Origin of the sequence: Mesorhizobium sp. M0077, assembly GCF_040322955.1 — a bacterium.
In the GTDB taxonomy this organism is placed as follows: domain Bacteria; phylum Pseudomonadota; class Alphaproteobacteria; order Rhizobiales; family Rhizobiaceae; genus Mesorhizobium.
The window spans coordinates 383,549-400,344 of record NZ_JAMYUL010000001.1; the positions used below are offsets into that span (position 1 = coordinate 383,549).

Below are 16,796 nucleotides of genomic sequence, written 5' to 3' on the forward strand. Positions count from 1 at the left end.
GCCAAAGCGGCCGTTCGACCGCCGCGCGACAAACCATAGATCATTGTCACAATAAAGCGAAAAGCAGGGATAAGGTTAGTTCCCGACGGCGCAGATGCGCCTACGGTTCGAGCAGTTTCGCGAATTCCGGCGTGAGCAGCGCTTGTGCTTCGGAGTCCGGGATTTCAACGAGATCGCCGGCGCAAGCCTGGATGACGTTGGGCAAACCTTGCAGTCCGAAGACCAGAACCTGCCTGTCGCCATCGCGCTTCAGGCTGGCGCCGAGATAGTCGCCGATCAAATCGTCGATGCCGCATTCGGCCTCGTAATCCACCTCGGTCTGGTCGCTTGGCTTCTTGCGCTTCTCCTTGACGAAGGTGGCCAGCGAGGGGCCTGGCTTGCCGTCGACCGTATCGGAAAACATGTCCTGAAGGGTAAGCAAGGCGCCACGGCGCACGTCCATGACATAGGCGTCGGAATAGTTGTTCGGATGCGCACCGCCGCAATAGAGGCTGCCGGATTCCGACCAGCTCATCAGCTTCGGCGTCAATGACGTAACTTTGGACGTCGTGTCTTCATAGCCGCCAAGCGAATCGTCGTCCATGCCCTCCATCGGCGGCCCGTCGTGGAAACCGGCATATTGCAGCGCCGCGCACGTCAAGGCGCTGAGGCTGTCATGCCAATGGCGGTTCTGCAGCAAGGCATTGGCGGCTTCGATCGGCGCCCTGCCGGCGAGATCGACGATGCGCGGCCTGGCGAATTTGGTGCGCGGATTGGTGACATAGTTGTAGGCTGCATCCGGCCAACCTTCCTTGGCGTCTGCCTTGGGCGCAAAATCCAGCTTGAGATAGTCGTAGGGCGATGCCGCCATGGTGATCGGCGCATCGTCGCCCGAGAATGTCATGTCGGTGAAATCATAGAGATCGCGTGGCGTCGTCGCCGGCGTCTCCGTCTGGGCACGGCTGGCGATCCTTGTCAGCTTCAGCGGCAGGGTCTTTTTGGCCGTCCAGGTGCCTTCCAGCGTCTTGCCCTTGTCGGCGGAACTCAACCGCCAGACGGCGCCGATGGGTGGAGCCTGGCCGTCGCCGCACTTCTTGGCATCGCAGGCTTCTTCCTCGGCCAATTGAAAGGTGGCGCCCTTGCTCGACTTCGCCTGCAGAGGAATATCGACGCCCTTGGAGCGGTAGAAATAGCGCGCCGCCAGTGCCTCTCCAGCCGTCGCCGGATCACCGGTAAACTCGACGACGATGTCGATGTTGCCGAGCTTCCCCGCATAGGTCACCGGTTCCGCATGCGCTGTTGCCGGCAACGCCAGGAATGCACCGAGCAGGACGGCTAGCTTCAGAACATGTCGGATCATCGTCACTCCTTAGCCATGGTTTGCAGGCGTTGCACCAGCCGGTCACGGTCTGATGTCATCCCCTTGTAGTCGAGTTGAGCCTCATCCAGCGCCTGCAATTGCGCCGCGAAAGAGGCGGCAAGCGTTGCCCGGTCGGGATGCCGCGCCAGCAGTTTCAGCGGGTCGAGATGGATGCGGATGGTGAACAGGATGTCGCGCGACAGAGGCAGTTTGCGCAGCGTCTGGCGCTCCACGCGGATGAAGGCATGGGTGTTGACGTCGCCGTCGGGAAATCGCGAGGGGCGCCTGGTGGCGCGGTCGATGCGCTCGACATTGGAGAGCGGATGATAGAGCGCGTCGCCGGCCTGGATCGACCAGTTGAAGCGTTCGACAGCCTGACCCTGCAGGCCGTCGAACATGCGGTTGATGAGCTCGGCCGGCCTGGTGCCCGGACCGAAGCCGGGCACCGGTGCGTGGATCTGCTGCAGCGGCCGGCCGAATTTCTCGACCAGCGACCAGGATGACGGGAAGCACAGCGAGCCGGCGGCGAGTCGCCAGCCGGTGTCGTCACGGCGCATCAGGATCAGGTCTTCCTGGACGAGCAGCGACGCTGCGACCAGCGGGGCATCGGGGAAGGTGGCGTCAGAGTCGGCTTTGGCGCCAATGACCTCAACCCCGGCATTGGTGCGCCGGTACATCCCGGGAAATGTCGACAGCAGATGTGCTTCGATGAGGCCGCGCACTTCGCGCTGGGCGTCGCGCGTGCCGTCTTCCTCGACAAACACCTTGTCGGGAATTTCGGCATAGAGCCGGCGCTTTTCGGCGAGATGGTCGAAGAGATACCGGTCGACCTCGATCCACTTGTCGAGCTCGAGCGGCTTCAGCCCGATGGTGAAGAGCTTTGAGGAGCCATCATAGGGCGTGTGCGTGGGCTGACGAGAATTCATGCTTCGCTAGAAAGTGTCCAATGCCGGCGGTTATTCTCGCAGCCGCTTCGTATCAGGCCAATGTTGCCGGGATCAAGCCGCGCAGAGAATTGCCGACGAACAGTGTTTTGGCGGATTTCAACTCGTCATAGCTGTAGATCGCCTCCTGGGCGCGGCCTTCGTCCAGCAGCTCGGCGCGCAATACGCCAGGCAGCAGGCCGCAGTCGAGCCTGGGTGTCATCAGCAGGCCATCACCGAAATCGGCGAAGACGTTGGTGATGGTGCCTTCGCAGATTTCACTGCGCTCATTTGCGAGCAACACTTCGTCGGCCTGGGTGATCAGATATTCGGAGCGGGCGTGAGTGTAGATCTGTCGCCGGCCGGTCTTGTGGCGCAGCAGCGCGTCCGAGGAAGAGAGCCGGACCCGCGCCAGTCGCAGCCGCCAGACCTTGTCGGCGGCGAACGGCTCATAGGGCTGGACCGAGGCGGTCACTTCGCCATTGCGCTGCAGGACGAGCCGGGTGCGCAGCGCCGTCTGCTGCGCCCCGATAGTATTCGCCAGCACCTCGCCGATCCGCTGCGGATCGCAGGCAAAGCCGAGTTCTTCCGCCGAGCCGTAAAGGCGCGCGAGATGGCGTTCGAAGCGCAGAAAGCCCTGGCCGGGCTCCCAGCGCATGGTCTCGATCAGCTCGAAATCGGCGGTGTCCCCGTCGCGAAGCGCGCCTTCAGCAGACACTCCTGATACTCCTCTTGCGCCGTCGAATCGAAGACGACGCCGCCGCCGACATTGTAAACGGCCTCGCCACTGGAAAAGAGCGATATGGTGCGGATCGCCACCGAAAAGCGCATCATGCCGCCAGGCGCGATCCAGCCGATGGCGCCGCAATAGACGTCGCGCGGTGTCTCTTCCAGCTCGTGCAGGATTTCCATGGCGCGGATTTTCGGTGCGCCGGTAATCGAGCCACAGGGAAACAGCGCGCCAAAGATTTGGCGGATGCCGAGATCAGGCAGAAGCTTCGCCCGCACACGGCTCACCATCTGATGGACGGTCGGGTAGCTCTCGATGCGGAACAGTTCCGGCACTTCCAGCGTGCCGACCTCGCTGATCAGCGAGATGTCGTTGCGCAGGAGATCGACGATCATTCGGTTCTCGGCCTGGTTCTTTTCGTCGCTGCGCAAGAAGGACTTCAACCGCGCGTCCTCGGCCTTGGTCGCGCCGCGCGGTGCGGTACCCTTCATCGGATGGGTTTCGATCATGCCTTCGGCATCGATCTCGAAGAACAGCTCGGGCGAACGCGACAAGACGATGGGATCGCCGAGCGAAATCAGCGCGCCATACTTGACCGGCTGGCGTCCTGTCAGTGCGTCGAAGGCAGCAAGCGGATCGCCCGACCATTGGGCACGGACCGGAAAGGTCAGGTTGCCTTGGTAGCAATCGCCCTTGCGGATGTGGTCGTGAAGGCGCGCGAAGCGTTGGGCGTAGTCCTGAGCGGACCAACTGGCCCTGGCGTCGAAGATGGGGCCATTGGTGGCAGGCGCATCGTTGCGCGGCACCGCCTCTTCGACCGGAGCATCGAAGACACCCAGACAAACCAGTGGCGCGCGCCGGCCTTCAGGCAGCAGCGGCACCAGTTTCGGTTCGAGCAGATAGCCCGCTTCGTAGGAGAAATAGCCGGCCAGCCATTTGCCGGCATCGCTCGCCGCCTGCGCGGCCGCCAGCGCCGGCAGAAAATCCTTGGCATCATAGGCAATGAGGATGTCGGCCGGGTGGTCGAAGACCAACTGGCGGCCGCTTTCATCGTTGCGGAAAATGGCAGAGGGCAGGGGCATGGGGCTCGGGTACTGCGGTCGATGACGCCAGAACCGCTCTATATGGGGGCCGGGCGGCGTGCAATCGAGGGAGCGGCGTCGCAGGGCGCAAAGACAGTGGCGAATGCAAAAATAAAGACGGCGCCCGAGAGCGCCGCCTTCTGGTTATGTTGCCGATGACGGATCAGCTGTTGTTGGCGGTCCCGGCGCTCGGGAATTGGCGTGCGAACTCCTTTTCGTCGCCGGCGGCAAGCAGCTTGGCCTGCTCGACCCACTTTTCGCGAGCGATGCGGCCGTCGAAATTCAGCGTGTCCTCGATGCGCTTGACGTCGGCCGCGGTCCAGCCGGCGATCTGCGCGTAGGTCGTGACGCCAAGGCCCTTGAGCAGTTTGTCGTTGACCGGGCCGATACCGATCAGGCGACGCAGATTGTCGGCCTTTCCAGCTGCCGGGGCGGCCTTCTTCGGGACGGCAGCGGGCTTTGAAGCCGCGGCTTTGGGCGCGGCCTTGGCGGCGGGTTTGCTGGCCGCTGGTTTTGCGGCCGCGGATTTGGCCGCAGCTGGTTTGGCCGCGGCGGGTTTGGCGGGGGTCGGTTTCGCGGCCGGGGCGGACTTGGCCGTTGCCGCTGTCGATACCAGCGCGGCCGGCGCCGAACTTGAAGGCTTGGCGGATGGAGCTGATGTTTCACGCAGCCGGCGTTCGAGATCGGCGCGGGTCTTGCCGCAGGCGTCGAGTTCGCCAGTCAGGCGATCGGCGTCGGCGCGCAGTCTGTCACGCTCGCTGCGGGTGCGGTCGAGATCGCCGCGCAGGCTGTCGAGTTCGCCGCGCAGCCGGCCCCAGATAAACCAGCCAACCAACACACCTACAAGGAACGCCAGGACAATGTAAAAGAAGGTCATCGTCTCTCTCCAGTCGGATCCGTCCGCCGCCGTCCCAAGTCATGACCTTGGCAGATCGGATCATCCAATGCGGTTCGGCGGCTCAGGGAACAGCCGGTCTGTCGTCGAGTGTCGGCGTTCGGCTTTCCGCCCGTTGCCAACCGTCGCTGTCGCATTCGTCAGACCGCTGCCATGGGCCGGGATACTGTCCGGCCTTAAGCCGCGCGCCCGGCTGAGCTTCAGTCGGAAAGCTATCATACGGCTTCGGGAAAGCTAACGGAATTTTCGCCGGAGAGTTATTCAAGAACAGATATTTAGAACAAGAACAGAGCTGCCGTCACATGCATTCCGGCTAAACTGTTCTGCGATTCTGCAAAGTCGAGGCCGCTGCTGAACCTGCCACTCTGCGCCATCGGTCCAATGGGTGCGCGCATTAACTGTCGAGCGCTTCCAACTCGTCGATCAGGCCGCCGATCACGCCAAGCCCGATCTGCCAGAAGGCGGGGTCGGTGGCGTCGAGGCCGAAGGGCGCGAGAAGCTCCGAGTGATGCTTGGTGCCGCCGGCGCGCAACATCTCGAAATACTTATCCTGGAAGCCATGCTCAGCGTTCTGGTAGACCGCGTAGAGCGAGTTCACCAGGCAGTCGCCAAAGGCATAGGCGTAGACGTAGAAGGGGGAGTGGACGAAGTGCGGGATGTAGGTCCAGAAGACCTCATAGCCCTCGCGCAGCTTGATCGCCGGCCCCAGGCTTTCGGCCTGCACCTCGAGCCAGAACTGGCCGAGCTTGTCGGAGGTCAGTTCGCCGTTCTTGCGCTCTGCATGCACCTTGCGTTCGAACTCGTAGAAGGCGATCTGGCGCACGACCGTGTTGATCATGTCCTCGACCTTCTGGGCGAGCATCGCCTTGCGCTCGCGCTTGTCGGTGGTCTGGTCGAGCAGCGAACGGAAGGTCAGCATCTCGCCGAACACCGAGGCCGTCTCGGCCAAAGTCAGCGGCGTCGAAGCCATCAGCGCGCCCTGGCCGCCGGCCAGCACCTGATGCACGCCGTGGCCGAGTTCATGCGCCAGCGTCATCACATCGCGCGGCTTGCCCATGTAGTTGAGCAGCACGTAAGGGTGCGCCGAAGGCACGGTCGGATGGGCGAAGGCGCCGGGCGATTTGCCGGGCCTGACCGGCGCGTCGATCCAGTTGCGGTCGAAGAAGACGCGGGCGATCTCCGCCATATCGGGGGAAAAGCGCTGATAGGCCGACAGCACGGTGTTCCTGGCGTCGTCCCAAGGGATCACGGCCTGCGGCGTCTCGGGCAAGGGGGCGTTGCGGTCCCAGTGGTTCATCACCTCCATGCCGAGCCAGCGCGCCTTCATCGCGTAGTAGCGATGCGACAGGCGCGGATAGGCTTCGCGCACGGCCGACGCCAGCGCATCGACCACGCTGCGCTCGACGCGGTTGGCGAGATGGCGTGAATCGGCGATGTCCTCGAAGCCGCGCCAGCGGTCGGAAATCTCCTTGTCCTTGGCCAGCGTGTTGGTGATCAGCGTGAAGGTGCGCAGGCTCTTGCGGAAGGTTGCGGCCAGCGCTTCGGAGGCGCGGCGGCGGACCTCCCCATCGGCGTCCTGCAGGCGGTTCAGCGCCGGCTCCAGCGTCAGTTCCTCGCCGTCTATGTCGAAGCGCAGATCGGACATCGTCTCGTCGAACAGCCGGTTCCAGGCACCGCGTCCGGTGATCGATTTCTCATGGAACAGCTGCTCGACCCGGTCCTCGAGCTGGTAGGGCTTGTCCATTCTGAGGTCGAGCACCCAGGGGCGGTAATGGGCAAAGCCGGCGTCGGCGGCGAGGGCTGCTTCGAGCGCCTTGTCGTCGATCAGGTTCAGCTCCAGCGCGAAGAACAAAAGATGCGCGCTGGCGTCGGTCATCTTCTCCTGGATGTCGCCATAGAGCTTTGCGCGCTGCGGATCGGCGGTGTTGCCGGCATAGATCAGGCCGGCATAGGAGACGATGCGGCCGATCAGTTCCTCCAGCGCCTCATAGGCTGTCAGCGCCTCGCCAAGCCTGCCGGCGCTGCCGCGCTCGGCCTCCGCAGCCAGCGTGCCCTTCCAGCGGTTCTCGAAGGCGACGGCATCGGCCGCCGCCTTGGCAAGGTCGCGCTTCAGTTCGGGCGCCTCCATGCCGGAATAAAGATCGGCGAGATTCCATTCCGGCAGGTCGCCGAGTTCCGCCGCGCCCTGACCGGACGCTACCGCCGCAAGCTGCCGACCGAGAATCCTGCTCATCAACAATTACCTTCTGGAATCAAGGGGAAAGGACAAGCCGGTCAAATCCTAAGGAATTCGTTCACCGGGTTTTTTGAAACCTTGTTTAGAACCCTGTGCCAAGATGATCCATGGGAATTTCCCAGGCGGGCAACTCAAATCAGTCATGACAGGTTCCATTCTTATAGTCGATGACGATCCCGTGCAGCGCCGGCTGCTCGAGGCGGCGGTGACGAAATTCGGCCACAGCGCCATCGTTGCCGATGGCGGCGAGGCCGGTCTGAGCGCGCTTGACGGACCCAATGCGAGGGATATTTCGGCAGTCATCCTCGACCTTGTCATGCCGGGCCTCGACGGCATCGGCGTGCTGAAGGCGATGCGCGAGCGCGGCATCACTGTTCCCGTCATCGTGCAGACTGCGCAGGGCGGCATCGAAACGGTGGTTTCGGCGATGCGCCACGGCGCTTTCGATTTTGTCGTCAAGCCGGCGTCTCCCGACCGGCTGCAGACCGCGGTCGGCAACGCGCTCAAGGTCGAGGCGGTCGAGGACGAGGTCAAGCGCACGTCGCGGCGTCGCGGCGGCCACCTGACCTTCAAGGACATGATCACGCACAGCCCGGCGATGGACCGGGTGATCCGCCTCGGCCAGAAGGCTGCGGCCTCCAACATCCCGATCCTGATCGAGGGCGAATCGGGCGTCGGCAAGGAATTGGTGGCGCGCGCCATCCAGGGCAGCGGCGAACGCCGCACAAAGCCGTTCGTCACCGTCAATTGCGGCGCCATCCCCGACAATCTGGTCGAATCGATCCTGTTCGGTCACGAAAAAGGTTCGTTCACCGGCGCCACCGAAAAGCACACCGGCAAGTTCGTCGAGGCGCATTCGGGCACCCTGTTCCTGGATGAGATCGGCGACCTGCCGCTCGACGTGCAGGTCAAGCTGTTGCGCGCCGTGCAGGATGGCGAGGTCGATCCGGTCGGCGGCCGTTCCACCGTCAGGGTCGACATCAGGCTGATCTCGGCCACGCACCGCAACCTTCTGCAGCAGGTCAAGGACGGCAAGTTTCGCGAGGACCTGTTCTACCGGCTCAACGTTTACCCGATCGTCGTGCCGCCGCTGCGCGACCGCCGCGACGACATCCCCTATCTGGTCAAGCATTTCATGGACAAGGTGGCGCCGGCGGGCAATCGCCTGCACGGCATCTCGGATGCCGCACTGGCCATGCTGCAGGCCTATGATTGGCCGGGAAACATCAGGCAGCTGGAAAACGCCGTGTTCAGGGCCTCGGTGCTTGCCGAAGGCGATGTGCTCACGACTGACGAATTTCCGCAGATCCGGGCGCAGGTCGACGGCACCGTCAATCTCGACGCCGATGCGTCCTTGTCGGACCCCGGCATGGCCTTGAGCACCGGATCGCAAGGCGATGGCGCGCAGACTGATGATGCCGGTACTGCAGCTGCCGAGCTCGCCCCTCCGGCCAGGTTGCTTCAGCGTTTCGGCACATTGAGGGCGCTGGACGAGCGTGGCAATGTGCGTGCGCTGGCCGATGTCGAACTCGAAATGATCAAGCTCGCCATCGACCATTACAACGGCCAGATGAGCGAGGTCGCACGGCGTCTCGGCATCGGCCGCTCGACGCTCTACCGCAAGCTCAAGGAATACGGCATCGACCCGGAAACCGGCCGCCTCGACCGCCTTGCCTCCTGAACGCCGAATTCCACAGCTTGCCAACGCAAGGCCGGGACCAGCTTGCCATGCCACATCCGGCGCTGCATAAGGGTTGGGGCGGGAATATGGCTGATGCGGACAGCGTTGTTCACGCATTAAGGCCAGCGGTAACAGATCGTGTAGCGGGAAAAGGCTGAATCTTGATCTAAACCAGCAGTTTACCAAGAAATCCTGTGTATTATTTTTGACGGGATATCGCCACGGTGTTACCGCATTTCGGCTTCAATAAGCGATGATTAACCATTAGGATCGATATTCGGATGTGAGAACCACGCATCCGTTTGGACAAATCCGGGGACAAACGGCAGCCTGCAAGGCCTTTTGATTTGAACAAAGTCGAACGACACAGAAACGGGCGGCGCGATCACATGGGCGTCTGGCCGAGATGGCTGGCAGCGTTGATCGTTGCGTTCGCTTTCCTCGCCGCAACTGCTGCCGGCGCCAGCGCTGAAACGCGCTCGCTCAAGCTCTATCACCTCCACACGCACGAAAAGGCCGAGATCGTCTACAAGCGCAATGGCCGCTACGATCCGGCAGGCCTCAGGAAGATCAACATCATCCTGCGCGACTGGCGTCGCAACGAACCGACCAAGATGGATCCGCGCCTGCTCGATCTGGTGTGGGAAGCTTACCGGCAGGCCGGCGCCACCGACTACATCCAGGTCGTTTGCGGCTATCGCTCGCCGTCGACCAATTCGATGCTGCGCAGCCGCAGCCGCGGTGTCGCCAAGGAAAGCCAGCATATGCTGGGCAAGGCGATGGACTTCTACATTCCGGGTGTGCCGCTGAAAAAGCTGCGCAACATCGGCCTGAAGATGCAGGGCGGCGGCGTCGGCTACTATCCGTCGTCGGGTTCGCCCTTCGTCCACATGGACGTCGGCAATGTGCGGCATTGGCCAGGCATCAGCCGCCAGGAACTGGTCAGCCTGTTCCCCAATGGCAAGACGCTGCATGTGCCGAGCGACGGCAGGCCGTTGCCGGGTTATGACCAAGCGCTCGCCTCCTACAAGGCGCGCAAGGGCGCCGGTTCTCCTGCCATCATGATGGCCAGCGCAGGCGGCAGCACCAAGAAATCCGGTGGCTTCCTGTCCGCGTTCTTTGGCGGTGGCGGTGAAGACGAAGCCGACGACAGCGCCGATGTCGCTACCGCCGCGCCGCCGCCGAGAAGCGTGAAGCCGGTGCTGGCTGCCACGAGCAACAACAACAGCAATCTGCCTGGCATCGCGATCGTGTCGCCGCAGAACGCCAAGCGCGCCAACATTCCGCAGCTTGCCGACGACAGCGCTGACGATTCGGAGCCGCAGGACACGCCGGAGACGATCATCGCCGCGCTGCCCGCCAAGGAAGTGCCGCTGCCCGCTTTCGCACCGCGGCCGAAGGCCGATGTCGGCGCGCAACAACCTGAGACCGTGCCGTTCGGCGTGGCCGATGCCACCACCGAACAGACGGTGGCGACGGCGCAGGCGCCGGCCAATGTGCCGTTCGGCACGGCCGATGCGAGCAATGCCGACCAGGGGGCCGATCAAGCTGCCGCTCCGGCGCAGGTCGCGGTCAACGTCCCGTTGCCGACCTGGCGTCCCGACCGCTCTTCGCCGCCGGCTGAGCTTGCGCCGCAGGACAAGGGCGTTCTGCTGGCGCTGGCCGATACGGCTGCCCACAAGCAGACCGCAACCGACGCGTTCTCGGTGCTGCCGTCGCAGCGTCCGGACGAGGTCAAGGCGGTTCTCGAACAGGCCAGCGCCGCCGATACAGCCGGTGCTACCGACGACTATCAGGTTGCGTCGCTCGAGCCTCGCTCGGCGTTCAACGATCCGTCAGGTGTCGATGCCGCATCGCCGCGCGGCGCTATTGCTGCCCGTCCCGCCGGTACCGATCCAGCCTCGGTGATCGGCGCCGGCGTCAAGACGACACGCAAGGAAGCCAGGGCTTCGGCCCGCGACCTGAAGCCAGGACCGAAGGCAGTGGTGGTGGCGGCCGAACCGCAGGCGGCCCGCTGGGCGCTGAGCAGCGGCGACAACATCGCCACCGTTTCCAGCCCGACGACAGCGCCGCGCTATGCCTACAACATCGTGCATACGCCGCCGAGCGAGGTCTACACCGCAGGCTTCCATGCGGACAACCAGATGGCCGATGCCAACCGCTTCACCGGCAATGCCGTGAAATTCCTTTCGGTCGCCCGCTTCCAGACGAAGTAAGAGCTCGACGGGGTAAACATTGAAGCCGCGCTGGGCAACCCGCGCGGCTTTTGCTTCTAGCGAGATATCGAGCACTGGCTTCCATCGCCCCAGAATGCTAACCACCAAACTGCATTCCCGCTTCGTCTAATGGTAGGACAGCGCCCTTTGAAGGCGTGAATCGAGGTTCGAGCCCTTGAGCGGGAACCAAAATCTCAACGCGTAGCAAACCCGGTCGGCGCAGCTGGCGGGTTTTTGTGCCGAGTGCAATTCCGGGAACACTGTGATTTTCCCGGGAAAGCGCGGAGCGCTTCCCTTGGGATTGCGCAAAGATAAAGTAGCGGAGGTTATTTTCCGAGCTTGCTCGCGGTCTGTGCGAGCGCCTCGATCTCATCCCACTTGCCGGCCTTGACCAACTCGTCCGGCGCCACCCACGAGCCGCCGACGCAGATAACGTTGGACAGGCTGAGATAGTCGGCGGCGTTCTTGGCCGAGATGCCGCCGGTCGGGCAGAATTTCACGTCGGCCAGCGGCGAGGCAAAGGCCTTCAGCGAGGCGATGCCGCCGGATTGTTCGGCCGGGAAGAATTTCAGGAACCGCAGGCCGGCCTCGCGGGCAGCCATGATCTCGCCGGGCGTGATGGCGCCGGGCAGCAAGGGAACGTCGCTGTCCTTGGCCGCCGCCAGCAACTCGCGCGTGATGCCGGGGCTGACGATGAACTTCGAGCCAGCCGCCGCTGCCTGGTCGAACTGCTTGGCATCGAGAATTGTGCCGGCGCCGACAATGGCGCCCTCGACCTCACCGGCCACGCGGCGGATCGCTTCCAGCGCATCGGCGGTTCTCAACGTGATCTCGATCGCCGGCAGGCCGCCGGCGGCCAGCGCCCGGGCGAGCGGGACGGCGTCCGCGACATTGGCGATCTTCAGCACCGGAATGACCGGCTGGCCATTGAGCAGCGACAGGAGCGTTTCGGTCTTGCTGAGCATTGGCTTGTCTCTCCCTAGGTGATTTCAACCGATTAGCAGAAGGCCGATTCCGAGTCCACGAAACCCGGCCTGCCGCGATGTCACATGTCGGCCAACGAGCCTGCGGGCGAATACCGACGAAGTGTCTTTAGCTCTGCCTTGAATCCGCTTTGACCACGGTCTAGTGGCTTGGCGATGACCAACCATGAACCCGTGCGCGTCGCCGCGCTCTACAAATTTGCGAGGCTGGGCGACTTCGAGGCGCTGCGGGTCTTGCGCACGCCGCTTGCCGCCTTCTGCTGCGGGCGCGGCATCAAGGGCTCATTGCTTCTGGCGCAGGAAGGTATTAACGGCACGGTCGCCGGCAGCGAAACCGACATAGCCGACCTGATCGCTTATCTCGAGGCCATCGAGGGTCTTGCCGATCTCGAGGTCAAATACAGCACTGCCGCCGAAATGCCGTTCCATCGCATGAAGGTGCGGCTGAAGCGCGAGATCGTCACCATGGGCGTCGAAGACCTCGACCCGGCGACGGGTGCGGGGACCTATGTCGCGCCGGCCGACTGGAACGCGCTGATCTCGGACCCCGGCACCATCGTCATCGACACACGCAACGCGTACGAAGTGTCGATAGGCACGTTCGAGGGCGCGGTGGACCCGCGCACGTCAAGCTTTCGCGAATTCCCGGCCTGGGTGGAAAAACACCGCGACCAACTCGACGGCCGCAAGGTCGCGATGTTCTGCACCGGCGGCATCCGCTGCGAAAAGGCGACGGCCTATGTGAAGTCGCTCGGCTTCAAGGATGTGTTCCATCTCAAGGGCGGCATCCTCGGATATCTTGAAGAGGTCCCGGCCGAAGACAGCCTGTGGCAGGGCGAGTGTTTCGTCTTCGACGAGCGGGTCTCGGTGTCGCATGGGTTGACCGAAGGCGAGGCCGAACTCTGCCGCGCCTGCCGGCATCCGCTGACGCCGGAGAACCGGCTGTCGCCGCATTTTTCCACCGGCGTGTCATGCCCGCATTGCTACGAGGCACGCTCGGATGAGGATCGCACCCGCTATGCCGAGCGCCAGCGCCAGGTCGAACTTGCGCAGGCGCAGGGCAGGGGACATATCGGCAGTTAAGTGCCGCCGACGCCCTGACTGGATCACCACACGACAGAATAGCGGTCGATCACCCACAGCCATGTGCCGTCGGCCTGCCGGCGCGCGACCTCTGAGGTTATCGAGCCGTCGGCAAGCCTGGTCGACGTCAACGCGAGGTCGCCGTTAATGGCCGCCGGGCGCTGCTCGCCGCGCTGGAATTTTCGCCAGCTCGCGGCAAAGGCTTCGAACAAAGCGCGGATCGCCTCATGGCCACGCGTCAATTCGGCTGCTCCGGTGTCGATGACGGCATCGGGTTCGAACAGCGCTACCATGCCCTCAATGTCTCCCGCCCATTGCCGGTCGATCAACAAACGTTCCAGATCCTGCGGATCGCGCGCCGGTTCCCGGCCAGGTTGATCGGTCACAGCAAGGTTCCTCCCTCGGCAATGCGGCGGCGACATTAGCGCAAGCCGAGGCCGGTATCGACACACGGATCACCGATTTGCGGCATTGCCGGCGCCGATAGCAAAGCGCGCCTCCGTCATTGTAATGTCAGTGTGCGGGACCTACGTCTGCAACGTCCAAAACCTGCCCGTCCACGTTGGTGCGGGCCCTTTTCTGGAGGCACCATGTTCGACCCCAAGAAGCTTCTCGACGATCTGCTCGGCTCGCAAGTTCCCGGCACAACCGGCACCGTTCGCGACAAGGCCGGGCAGGCTGTGCAGATGGCCAAGGACAATCCGCTGGCCGCCGGTGCGCTGGCCGCGGTGCTGCTTGGAACCGGCACGGGACGGCAGGTCACCGGCACGGCCGTGAAGCTCGGCGGACTGGCTGCGATCGGCGGTCTCGCCTACAAGGCCTACCAGAATTACAAGGCCGGCAATGCACCCGAGCAGGCGCCGGCGGCCGGCCAGCCGGAACTGCTGCCGCCGCCCGCCGACACCGGCTTTCATCCTTCACAGGCGCCACAGGGGGAGGACGAGTTCACGCTGACCCTGGTGCGGGCGATGATCTCGGCGGCCAAGGCCGATGGCCATGTCGATGACGCGGAACGCCAAAAGATCGCCGGCAAGCTCAGTCTGGCCGGCATCGGCACGGAAGCGGAAAAGTTTCTGATGGCCGAGCTGGATAGCCCGCTCGACCTCGATACGCTGGTCGCAGGCGCCAAGACCGATGAGCAGAGGCTCGAGCTCTACACGGCGTCGCGACTGACGATCGACCCCGATACGCGCGCCGAACGCGGCTATCTCGACCTGCTCGCCGGCCGGCTCGGCCTGCCGGATGCGCTCGTCGATCATGTCGAGGCGACGGTGTCGGCGGCCAAGGTGCCGGTTCCGTCAGGCACGGCGCCGAACCCGCGCTGGTAGACAACGCAGCCGCGGCGGGAAAAGCGTTAACTGCTCGTTTACCGAGGAAGCGCATGATTTTAGTCAGTCGGATCGGCTTTTCCTCCTCCCAAGCCCGGTTCAGATCAGGGGGCGGTCGCCAATGACCGCCCTTTTTGTCGGACCGATCACATAAAGCGCGTGGCGCTTCATGTTTTTGTCCTGATGCATGTCGTTCTCTCAGAACCGGGGCCACTTTTGAGCGACATGCATTAGTGTCCGACTTGCCATGATCGCCTTCATTTGCGATGGGTCGGTGCATTCGGATGCACCCCGATCTGTGCCGGGATGCGCGGCGCGCAGGAGCAAAATCCATGACAGCCTTCCCAGAGAAAACCGCCATCGTCACCGGCGCCGGCACGGGCATCGGCAAGAGCGTCGCCACGGCACTGGTGAAGGCGGGCTGGAACACGGTGTTTTGCGGCCGCCGCAAAGCGGTGCTCGATGCCGCCATTACCGAAGCCGGGAAAACGGACGCCAAGGCGCTGGCGGTTGCCTGCGACATCAGCAAGGCCGGCGAAGTCGATGATCTGTTCGAGACGGTGGCCGCAGCCTTCGGCCGCGTCGACCTGCTCTTCAACAATGCCGGCATGAGCTACAAGTCGACGCCGATTGACGAGATACCGGTCGAGGTTTGGAACGATATTGTCGGCGTCAATCTCACCGGATCCTTCCTGTGCGCCCGCGCCGCCTTCGGCGCCATGCGCAAGCAAAAGCCGATGGGCGGCCGCATCATCAACAACGGTTCGGTCTCGGCCTATGCGCCGCGGCCGGGCTCGGTGCCCTATACCGCGACCAAGCACGCCATATCGGGGCTGACCAAGACGCTGGCGCTCGACGGCCGGCCCTATGATATCGCCTGCGGCCAGATCGACATAGGCAACGCGCTGACCGATATGGCGCATGCCATGACGGTCGGCGTGCCGCAGGCCAATGGCACCATCGCCGCCGAGGCGGTGATGGACGTCCAGCGCGTCGCCGACGCCGTCGTCCACATGGCCAGCCTGCCGCTCGACGCCAACGTGCTGTTCATGACGGTGATGGCGACCAAGATGCCGTTCGTGGGGCGTGGGTGAACAGCCGAAGGCCTACTTCTTCAAAAACGCCTCGATCCGCTCCAGCGCGCGCAAGATGTTCTCTTCGGAATTGGCGTAGGAAAGCCTGATGTAGCCTTCGCCGAGAATGCCGAAATCGGGGCCGCCGATCAGCGCCACGCCGGCCTCCTCGAGCAGTGCCGAGGCGAGCTTCTTGGCCTTCCAGCCGGTCTTCGAAACATTCGGGAAGGCATAGAATGCGCCCTTGGGCGTAATGCAGGAGACGCCGGGCAGCGCGTTCAGCCCCTCGACCACGATCTTCCTGCGGTTGTCGAAGGCGCGCATCATCTTGTCGACATCGTCCTGCGGGCCGTCGATGGCGGCGATGCCGGCGAACTGGCTCGGCGCGTTGACGCAGGACCAGCAATTGACCGCCAGCTTGCGGACCTTGTCGTAGAGATGCCCGCCCTTGTCGCCATTCGGCCAGATCGACCAGCCCATGCGCCAGCCGGTCATCGCCCATGTCTTCGACCAGCCGTTGAGCACGATCAGCCGGTCGCGAATTTCCGGAAAATTGAGCAGCGAAAAATGCGTCTCGCCGTCATAGGTCATGACGTCGTAGATTTCGTCGGAGAGGATAGCGACCTGCGGATGCGCTTGCAGTCCCTTCACCAGCTTCTCGATCTCGGCGCGCGGCGTGACGCCGCCGGTCGGGTTGGCCGGTGAGTTGAGGATTAGCAGTCTGGTCTTCGACGTGATCAGCGCCAGCGTCTCTTCTGCCGAGAAGGCAAAGCCGTTCTCCTCGCGGATCGGCACCGGAATGGGCGCGGCGCCGGTGAACTCGATCATCGAGCGGTAGATCGGAAAGCCTGGGTCTGGATAGAGGATCTCGGCGCCGGGTTCGCCGAACATCAAGATGGCCGCGAACATGGTCGGCTTGCCGCCGGGCAGGATCATTACATTCTCGGGCGAGACCTCGACGCCGGTGGTGGTCAGCGTGCGCCGCACCACCGCTTCGCGCGTCGCCAGCAGGCCATTGGCCGGGGTGTAGCCATGGTGGCCGTCGCGCAGCGCCTTGATCGCGGCCTCGACAATGTGCTGCGGCGTTTTGAAGTCGGGCTGGCCGATGCCGAGATTGACGATGTCGCGGCCCTGTTGAGCCAGTGCGGTCGCCCGCGCCAGCACGGCAAAGGCGTTTTCCTCGCCGAGACGGTCGAAGGCCGAAATCGTGTGGAGCATTTTTCCCGT

14 protein-coding genes and 1 tRNA gene are annotated in these 16,796 nt (G+C 63.6%); 6 read left to right on the forward strand and 9 right to left on the reverse strand.

Annotated elements, in window-relative coordinates:
- Positions 1-100: 100 nt before the first annotated feature.
- The 6 genes from NKJ57_RS01850 to NKJ57_RS01875 form a co-directional block, all read right to left on the reverse strand.
- Positions 101-1,339, reverse strand: a complete 1,239-nt coding sequence (locus NKJ57_RS01850) for a hypothetical protein (RefSeq protein ID WP_352510381.1) — start codon at positions 1,337-1,339, stop codon at positions 101-103.
- 2 nt (positions 1,340-1,341) lie between these two features.
- Positions 1,342-2,265 carry a heme-dependent oxidative N-demethylase family protein gene (locus NKJ57_RS01855; RefSeq protein ID WP_352510382.1) on the reverse strand — a complete coding sequence of 308 codons (924 nt, stop codon included), beginning with the start codon at positions 2,263-2,265 and terminating at the stop codon, positions 1,342-1,344.
- Positions 2,266-2,317: 52 nt separating this feature from the next.
- Positions 2,318-2,980, reverse strand: coding sequence for an aminotransferase class IV family protein (locus tag NKJ57_RS01860; protein ID WP_352510383.1), 663 nt, complete (start codon positions 2,978-2,980; stop codon positions 2,318-2,320).
- A complete protein-coding gene (locus tag NKJ57_RS01865) occupies positions 2,929-4,074 on the reverse strand; it encodes an aminodeoxychorismate synthase component I (RefSeq protein ID WP_352510384.1) in 1,146 nt (381 codons plus the stop codon). The genes NKJ57_RS01860 and NKJ57_RS01865 overlap by 52 nt, the downstream gene beginning before the upstream one ends.
- A 163-nt stretch (positions 4,075-4,237) precedes the next feature.
- Positions 4,238-4,951, reverse strand: a complete 714-nt coding sequence (locus NKJ57_RS01870; protein WP_352510385.1) for a helix-hairpin-helix domain-containing protein — start codon at positions 4,949-4,951, stop codon at positions 4,238-4,240.
- A 412-nt stretch (positions 4,952-5,363) separates the two neighbouring features.
- Positions 5,364-7,202, reverse strand: coding sequence for a M3 family oligoendopeptidase (locus tag NKJ57_RS01875; protein WP_352510386.1), 1,839 nt, complete (start codon positions 7,200-7,202; stop codon positions 5,364-5,366).
- A gap of 145 nt (positions 7,203-7,347) precedes the next feature.
- Between NKJ57_RS01875 and NKJ57_RS01880 the strand changes: the two genes are divergently transcribed.
- The 3 genes from NKJ57_RS01880 to NKJ57_RS01890 all read left to right on the forward strand — a co-directional run bounded on the left by NKJ57_RS01880 (position 7,348) and on the right by NKJ57_RS01890 (position 11,291).
- Positions 7,348-8,886, forward strand: a complete 1,539-nt coding sequence (locus tag NKJ57_RS01880) for a sigma-54-dependent transcriptional regulator (protein ID WP_023671940.1) — start codon at positions 7,348-7,350, stop codon at positions 8,884-8,886.
- A gap of 389 nt (positions 8,887-9,275) precedes the next feature.
- Positions 9,276-11,102 carry a peptidoglycan L,D-endopeptidase MepK gene (mepK, locus tag NKJ57_RS01885; RefSeq protein WP_352510387.1) on the forward strand — a complete coding sequence of 609 codons (1,827 nt, stop codon included), beginning with the start codon at positions 9,276-9,278 and terminating at the stop codon, positions 11,100-11,102.
- 115 nt (positions 11,103-11,217) lie between these two features.
- Positions 11,218-11,291 (forward strand) — tRNA-Gln (locus tag NKJ57_RS01890).
- A gap of 137 nt (positions 11,292-11,428) precedes the next feature.
- Here the strand turns inward: NKJ57_RS01890 and NKJ57_RS01895 are convergent.
- Complete coding sequence (locus tag NKJ57_RS01895) at positions 11,429-12,067, reverse strand: 2-dehydro-3-deoxy-phosphogluconate aldolase (RefSeq protein WP_352510388.1); 639 nt, start codon at positions 12,065-12,067, stop codon at positions 11,429-11,431.
- Positions 12,068-12,241: 174 nt separating this feature from the next.
- On the opposite strand from NKJ57_RS01895, the gene trhO reads away from it, so the two are divergent.
- On the forward strand, positions 12,242-13,168 hold the full coding sequence (gene trhO, locus NKJ57_RS01900) for an oxygen-dependent tRNA uridine(34) hydroxylase TrhO (protein WP_352510389.1): 927 nt from the start codon (positions 12,242-12,244) through the stop codon (positions 13,166-13,168).
- A gap of 23 nt (positions 13,169-13,191) precedes the next feature.
- On the opposite strand, the gene NKJ57_RS01905 is transcribed toward trhO, so the two are convergent.
- The gene (locus tag NKJ57_RS01905; RefSeq protein WP_352510390.1) at positions 13,192-13,554 is read right to left on the reverse strand and encodes a YybH family protein; all 363 of its coding nucleotides are present in this window, start codon (positions 13,552-13,554) and stop codon (positions 13,192-13,194) included.
- A gap of 204 nt (positions 13,555-13,758) precedes the next feature.
- Between NKJ57_RS01905 and NKJ57_RS01910 the strand changes: the two genes are divergently transcribed.
- Both NKJ57_RS01910 and NKJ57_RS01915 read left to right on the forward strand, forming a co-directional pair.
- Positions 13,759-14,496 (forward strand): tellurite resistance TerB family protein, encoded by a 738-nt coding sequence (locus NKJ57_RS01910; protein WP_023671935.1) that lies wholly within the window; start codon positions 13,759-13,761, stop codon positions 14,494-14,496.
- Between the two features lie 332 nt (positions 14,497-14,828).
- A complete protein-coding gene (locus NKJ57_RS01915) occupies positions 14,829-15,590 on the forward strand; it encodes an SDR family oxidoreductase (protein WP_352510391.1) in 762 nt (253 codons plus the stop codon).
- Between the two features lie 12 nt (positions 15,591-15,602).
- On the opposite strand, the gene NKJ57_RS01920 is transcribed toward NKJ57_RS01915, so the two are convergent.
- Positions 15,603-16,787, reverse strand: a complete 1,185-nt coding sequence (locus NKJ57_RS01920) for a pyridoxal phosphate-dependent aminotransferase (RefSeq protein ID WP_023710953.1) — start codon at positions 16,785-16,787, stop codon at positions 15,603-15,605.
- Between the last annotated feature and the right edge of the window lie 9 nt (positions 16,788-16,796).

Coding starts and splice junctions, on each gene's coding strand:
- NKJ57_RS01910 (WP_023671935.1), top strand. CDS start 13,759: ATGTTCGACCCCAAGAAGCTTCTCGACGATCTGCTCGGCTCGCAAGTT.
- NKJ57_RS01920 (WP_023710953.1), bottom strand. CDS start 16,787: ATGCTCCACACGATTTCGGCCTTCGACCGTCTCGGCGAGGAAAACGCC.
- NKJ57_RS01855 (WP_352510382.1), bottom strand. CDS start 2,265: ATGAATTCTCGTCAGCCCACGCACACGCCCTATGATGGCTCCTCAAAG.
- trhO (WP_352510389.1), top strand. CDS start 12,242: ATGACCAACCATGAACCCGTGCGCGTCGCCGCGCTCTACAAATTTGCG.
- NKJ57_RS01915 (WP_352510391.1), top strand. CDS start 14,829: ATGACAGCCTTCCCAGAGAAAACCGCCATCGTCACCGGCGCCGGCACG.
- NKJ57_RS01850 (WP_352510381.1), bottom strand. CDS start 1,339: ATGATCCGACATGTTCTGAAGCTAGCCGTCCTGCTCGGTGCATTCCTG.
- NKJ57_RS01880 (WP_023671940.1), top strand. CDS start 7,348: ATGACAGGTTCCATTCTTATAGTCGATGACGATCCCGTGCAGCGCCGG.
- mepK (WP_352510387.1), top strand. CDS start 9,276: ATGGGCGTCTGGCCGAGATGGCTGGCAGCGTTGATCGTTGCGTTCGCT.
- NKJ57_RS01875 (WP_352510386.1), bottom strand. CDS start 7,202: ATGAGCAGGATTCTCGGTCGGCAGCTTGCGGCGGTAGCGTCCGGTCAG.
- NKJ57_RS01870 (WP_352510385.1), bottom strand. CDS start 4,951: ATGACCTTCTTTTACATTGTCCTGGCGTTCCTTGTAGGTGTGTTGGTT.
- NKJ57_RS01895 (WP_352510388.1), bottom strand. CDS start 12,067: ATGCTCAGCAAGACCGAAACGCTCCTGTCGCTGCTCAATGGCCAGCCG.
- NKJ57_RS01865 (WP_352510384.1), bottom strand. CDS start 4,074: ATGCCCCTGCCCTCTGCCATTTTCCGCAACGATGAAAGCGGCCGCCAG.